The organism is Streptomyces sp. YIM 98790, assembly GCF_011421595.1.
Classification (GTDB): domain Bacteria; phylum Actinomycetota; class Actinomycetes; order Streptomycetales; family Streptomycetaceae; genus Streptomyces.
Map to the genome: position 1 here is coordinate 1 of NZ_WTLH01000276.1, position 5,597 is coordinate 5,597.

Genomic DNA, 5,597 nt, shown 5'->3' on the forward strand with positions numbered 1-5,597 from the left:
CCCGGCGGCAGCGGCGGCGGGCGCATCGGCAGCGGGCGCTTCGGCGGCGGGCGCGGGGACCGGGGTCCGGGCGGCTCGGCCGGTCGGGAGGGCGAACCGGCCCCGGCCGGACACGCCCGCGCTGTCCGTCGTCATCAGTTCCTCCTCGTGTCAGGACTGGCGGAAACCACCCGCCGCGCCGCTCCACCCGCTGCCCTTCCGCCCACCTCCGCTGCGTCTGCCCGCCCCCGCCTGCCCCGCCTGCCCCCGCCGAGCGGCGGCGCGGGCGAACGGCCGCCGGGACGGCGGGCACACCCGTCCCCGCCCCCGCCCCCGCGGGGCCCCGCCGGAGAGGCCGGGCCGGAGCTCCGCCCCGGCGGGCGGCGCGCTCTCGCTTCTCCCACCGCTCCGCGGACGGGATGCGGCCCCGGCGGGCCGCACCCCGTCCGGTACGGCACCGCTCAGGAAGACACCTGCGGCCGTCTCCCGGCCCCTCGCCCCGGCCGGGACAGCCCGCGCACCCGGGCGGCGAGGGCTCAGGGAGCGGTGGGGGATGCGGCGGCGGGGTGGGAGAGCCGGTGGTAGAGGGCGGTGATCTCGGCTGCGGTGCGGCGGATGTCGTGGGCCTGGCGGACGTGGCCGCGGGCCCGGCCGCCCACGGAGCGGCGCCGCGCGCTGTCGCCCAGCAGCGCGGTGATCGCCCCGGCCAGCGCGGCCGGGTCCTCCGGCGGCACCAGGCACGGCCCGGCCAGCCCGGCGGGCAGCGATTCCCGGGCACCGTCCACGTCGCTGAGCACCACCGCGCGTCCGCAGGCCATGGCCTCCAGCGGCGCCAGCGCCATGCCCTCCCAGCGGGACGGCTGCACCAGCAGATCGGCCGCCGCGTACCAGGGCCACGGGTCGTCGGCCCGGCCGGCGAACACCACGCCCTCCGGCGCCCGGTCGCGCAGCCGCCGCGCCTCCGGCCCGTCGCCGACCAGCGCCAGGCGGGCGCCGGGCACTCGCGCGGCCACGTCCGGCCAGGCGTCCAGCAGCACGTCCTGGCCCTTCTGGTGGCACAGCCGGGCCACGCACACCACCAGCCTGTTGCGCGGCGAGAGCCCGTCGGGGAACGGGTGCACGGACCGGAGCGCGGCGCGCAGCCGGTTCCGTTCGATGGCATCGGCCGAGCGGTGCCGGTCCAGGTCGATGCCGTTGGGCACCACCGCCCACTCGGCCTCGATGCCGGCCTCCTCGCCGCGCCGACGTTCGGCCTCGCTCACGCACAGCACCCGGTCGGTCCACTGGGCGGCGGCCCGCCGCTCCCAGCGCAGTGCCCGCGCCGCGGCCCGTCCGTCGGTGGCCTCGAAGGACCAGGCGTGCGGCTGGAAGACGGTCGGAACCCGCCCGCGCACGGCCAGCCGTCCGGCCAGTCCGGCCTTGGAGCTGTGCAGATGGACCACGCCGGGCCGGAGTTCGCGCACCGCGCGGGCCAGCCGGGCGGTCTCCAGCAGCAGGCCGGGGCCGGGGTTGCGGCCGGCCGGCCAGGGGTGCACCTCGGCGCCGGCCTCCTCGGCCCGGGCGGCCAGCGGGCCGTCGGGCGGGCAGAGCAGTACGGGGCGCAGGCCGTCGGCGGCCTGGGCGCGGATCAGGTCGGTGACCACGCGGGCCACGCCGCCGTCGGTGGGCTGCGCGACGTGCAGCACGGTCAGGCCGCCGCCGGGCAGGGACAGCCGGGGCGGGGCCGGGCGTTCGATCTCGCCCTCCCAGACCGCGGGTACGCGCAGGCTGATGGTGGGCACCACCTGGAGCGTCCGGGGCACGGGGACGGCCGGTGCGGCCGGCCGCGGGATGGCGGGATCGGCGCGGACCGGAGCGGAGCCGGCGGCCGTTCCCGCGCCGCCGGGCGCGGGCTCGCCGCCCGGTCCGGGAATCGCGGGCACCGCGGCGGCGGGGTCGGCCGGGGCAGCGGCCCGGGGCGGAGCGGGCGCCGCGCGCTCGGGTGCGGGTACGGGTGCGGGGGTGAGGGGAATGTTGCTGGGTTGCGTCATGGCACGCGCTCCGGTGACGGGTTTCAGGCGGTCACGTCGGCCTGGACGAAGACGGCGCCCAGGTGGTAGTCGTCGCCACCGCCGGTGAAGCCGAACGTGAGGCGGTGGGCACCCCGCACGAGAACGGGGCGGAGATCGAGGGCGCCGGAGTCGTATCCGAGGGTGTTGCGGTGCGCCGGGTGCCGCCCGCCCGCCTGGTCGCCGTGGGCGTCGATGGCGTCGATGGCGTCGATGGCGTCGATGGTGGAGTTCATGACGTCGTCGGCGGGCCGGGCGNTGGAGTTCATGACGTCGTCGGCGGGCCGGGCGGCGCCGGCGAGCCGGACGGCGGGATGCCAGTCGGCCTGGGCGGTGAGGGTGTCGCCGGTCAGCCCGCGGTCGCCGTCGTAGGCGACGAAGCCGATCCGGCCGCCGGCGCCCGCGGGGATGTCCAGGCCGGATACGGTCAGCGCGGCGCGGGTGGTGCCCTCGGGGTGCTCGAAGCCGTCCCAGAAGGAGAGGTCGCGCAGCGGCTCGTCGGGGTGTTCGTAGGCGACGAGCAGGGTCCAGCCGCCCCAGGCACCGGCCGGTGAGTGGCCCATGGCGACATTGATCTGTCCGACCGTGTAGGAGCCCGGCACGGCGTGGCGGACGATCTCGGTGACGTCGGCGGAGGCGGAGAAGGCGTCGTCCCGGTCGCCGGCGCGGTGACCGATCACCGAGTCGGCGAGCACCTCCTTGTACTGGCCGCCGGGTTCGGCGAAGAGCACGCGCCCGTTGTCCTCGGCGGGCTTCTGTTCCCCGGCACGCAGGTTGCCGCCCCAGTAGAGCCGGGCCCGGGTGACCCTGGCGCCCGGCGGCAGGGCGAGTTCTGCGGTGCTGGAGTTGTACGTGTTGGGGTCGCTGTCGGTGTCGATGTAGGCCATCTCGTACTGGCCGTTCTGCGCGTCGCTCCCGGCCTGGGCATCGGGACAGGCCGGGGCGGCGGGTGCGGCGGCGGCCGGTTCCCGGCAGGTGATGACCGAGTTGGCGGTGTGGGCGATGGCTCCGTGCTGCACGGCCCGCCAGCGCTCGGCGAGCGGTGCGGTCGCGGTCTCCGGAGGAGGTGCCGCGGCCAGCGCCACGGCGGGCAGTTGGCCGATCACGACGGCCGAGACCAGACACAGCACGGCACGGCCGACACGGCACGGCGAATAGCACATCTCTCCCACTCCAACCTTTTCCCGGCGGGGCGGAGAAAACTGTGACAGAACGCAAATGAGAAATCACGCGTAACGCGCTGATCAGGAAGAATCAAAAGCGTTCAGAGCTGCGCAGAAGGAATCAGCACCCTTGGTGCCGTCCTATTTCCAAATAATCTGATCAGCCTCTTTTTCGGGCTCGTTCGCGGAGCCGGGCACCTCCCTCCCCGGAGGGGAGAGGCACCCGGCCGGGCCGGGATCACTCGGCCCAGGGCAGCGGAACGGTCTCCTCACCGCCGGGCATCCGGGCCCGCCCGCCCACGGCCATGGCGACCAGTGCCGCCGCGGGCCCGCCGACCGCGGCCAGCCGCCGCACCGCACCGGCCGGGAGTATCACCGCCTGGCCCGCCCCGACGCGCCCGCTCCGGTCGTCCACGACGACCTCGAACTCACCCGACAGCGGCATCCACACCTGCTCCCGGTCGATGATGTGCACCGGGGTCGCCGCCCCGGCGTTGATCTCCACCCGCCAGGTGCTCACCTCGGCGCTTCCCTGGCTTGGTGCGGCCAGGCCGAACATGGCGGCGGCCGGGGTCCTGGTCGTGCGCCGCTCCGTCTCGCCGACCACCTTGACGGTGCCGTCGACAGTGCCGCCGACGCCGTCGACGGGGCTGCCGATGGGGTTCATGAGTCCCTCCCGCGTCGTGCCGTGCCGGCATGCCGTCCGGCCCTGAGTCAAGTTACTTTATATCAAGTCACTTGACTCGCCGGGTCAAGTGACTTGCGAGAGGTATGTCACGATGGACCGGTGCAGCCCGAAGATCCTCTGGAGCGGACCGAGCTGACGTTCCTGCTCGGCACGGCCTTCCAGGTCGTGCTCTCCGAATTCGTGGCACGGCTGGACGCCGCCGGATACGCGGATCTGCGTCCGGTGCACGGACTGGTCTTCCAGCTGCTCAGCGCGGAGGGCGCCACCGGCAGCGAACTGGCCGAGCGGCTCGGCATCACCAAGCAGGCGGCCGGCCAGACGGTGGACGACCTGGAGCGCCGGGGCTACGTCGAGCGCCGGCCGCATCCGGCCGGCGGGCGGCGCAAGCTGGTGGTGCTGACCGACAAGGCACGCACCCACCTGCGGGTGGCCGGAGAGAACCTGCACCGGCTGGAGGGGGAGCTGGCCGGGCGGCTCGCGGACCGGGGCCTGGCCCTGCCCCGGCGCGAGCTCGCCGCGATCATCCGTGCCCTGGCCGGGGAGGACATCCCCCCGCTGCGCCCCGTGTGGTGATCCCCACACCCCGCCGGCCGTGCCGGTACCGGCGCACGGCACCCGGTCAGGCAGCCGGGCATGCAGCCGGGCATGCAAAAAGACCCCTGGCGACCAGGGGTCTTTTCCGGTGAGTGCGCGAGGGGGGAGTTGAACCCCCACGCCCTTGCGGGCACTGGAACCTGAATCCAGCGCGTCTGCCTATTCCGCCACCCGCGCAAGGTGTGTCTCCGATTCTCTCACACCCCCGGCGGTGCTCGTGACCGGCTCCGTCGTGGTGCGGGAGAACCTCCCGACGCCCAGAAGACTAACACGACCCCAGCGGTGCCTTCATCCTCGTTCCGGGCCGCCGGCCGGCCCGCACGCACCGGCCGCCGCCGGGCCGGCACCCCGCTTCCTGCCCCGTGCGCGCCGGTACACCTCCGGCATGCGGGACACTGGCGGTGGAAGCCCTCACCGGAGGGCCACCGGGCGGGGCGGCAGCCAGCGGCATCCACATGTTCCGGGTCCTCCCGGGGTTCCCCCGGGATTCGGTCACAAGACATGCACAGAACGGCCCCGGGGCCTCCCGGGGAACCACCTGGGATGCCCGCGCGTGGATACGATCAGTAAGCACTACCGCAAGTACGACCGAGGCGGCCGGGGCCAGGGGGCGCCGAGGGGAGGAGCGCGCGGAAGACCGCGCATCAAGACGGGCAGACACCGGGAACGCTCGGAAGAGGAGGTGCACCATGGGAGTACTGAAGCGCTTTGAGCAGCGTCTCGAAGGGCTGGTCAACGGCACCTTCGCCAAGGTGTTCAAGTCCGAGGTCCAGCCCGTCGAGATCGCCGGCGCGCTGCAGCGCGAATGCGACAACAACGCCACCATCTGGAACCGCGAGCGCACCGTCGTTCCCAACGACTTCATCGTCGAGCTGTCCGCCGGCGACTACGACCGCCTCGCCCCCTACGCCGACCAGCTCGGCGACGAGCTGGCCGGCATGGTCCGCGACTACGCCAAGCAGCAGCGGTACACCTTCATGGGCCAGATCAAGGTGCACCTGGAGAAGTCGCCCGGCCTGGACACCGGCCTGTACCGGGTGCGCAGCCGCACCGTGGCCCCCAGCTCCGCCGGCCAGGGCGGCGCCGCCCCGGCCGCGCCCGGCCGCCCGCCGCAGCCGCCCGGCT

The 5,597-nt window shown here is 74.7% G+C and carries 5 protein-coding genes and 1 tRNA gene; 2 read left to right on the top strand and 4 right to left on the bottom strand.

Annotated elements, in window-relative coordinates; translation table 11 throughout:
• Window positions 1-515: 515 nt before the first annotated feature.
• The 3 genes from GQS09_RS26525 to GQS09_RS26535 form a co-directional block, all read right to left on the bottom strand.
• The gene (locus tag GQS09_RS26525) at window positions 516-1,691 is read right to left on the bottom strand and encodes a glycosyltransferase (protein WP_399552612.1); all 1,176 of its coding nucleotides are present in this window, start codon (window positions 1,689-1,691) and stop codon (window positions 516-518) included.
• A 341-nt stretch (window positions 1,692-2,032) separates the two neighbouring features.
• On the bottom strand, window positions 2,033-3,157 hold the full coding sequence (locus GQS09_RS26530) for a DUF3344 domain-containing protein (RefSeq protein WP_313896350.1): 1,125 nt from the start codon (window positions 3,155-3,157) through the stop codon (window positions 2,033-2,035).
• A 271-nt stretch (window positions 3,158-3,428) separates the two neighbouring features.
• Window positions 3,429-3,857, bottom strand: a complete 429-nt coding sequence (locus tag GQS09_RS26535) for a cupin domain-containing protein (protein WP_243761818.1) — start codon at window positions 3,855-3,857, stop codon at window positions 3,429-3,431.
• 120 nt (window positions 3,858-3,977) lie between these two features.
• Here GQS09_RS26535 and GQS09_RS26540 point away from each other — a divergent pair, with 120 nt between their 5' ends.
• Complete coding sequence (locus GQS09_RS26540; RefSeq protein WP_165990078.1) at window positions 3,978-4,451, top strand: MarR family transcriptional regulator; 474 nt, start codon at window positions 3,978-3,980, stop codon at window positions 4,449-4,451.
• Between the two features lie 114 nt (window positions 4,452-4,565).
• Here the strand turns inward: GQS09_RS26540 and GQS09_RS26545 are convergent.
• Window positions 4,566-4,649: transfer RNA gene (locus tag GQS09_RS26545), tRNA-Leu, on the bottom strand.
• A 512-nt stretch (window positions 4,650-5,161) separates the two neighbouring features.
• On the opposite strand from GQS09_RS26545, the gene GQS09_RS26550 reads away from it, so the two are divergent.
• A partial coding sequence (locus GQS09_RS26550) for a DUF3662 domain-containing protein (RefSeq protein WP_165990079.1) occupies window positions 5,162-5,597 on the top strand: 436 nt, incomplete at its 3' end.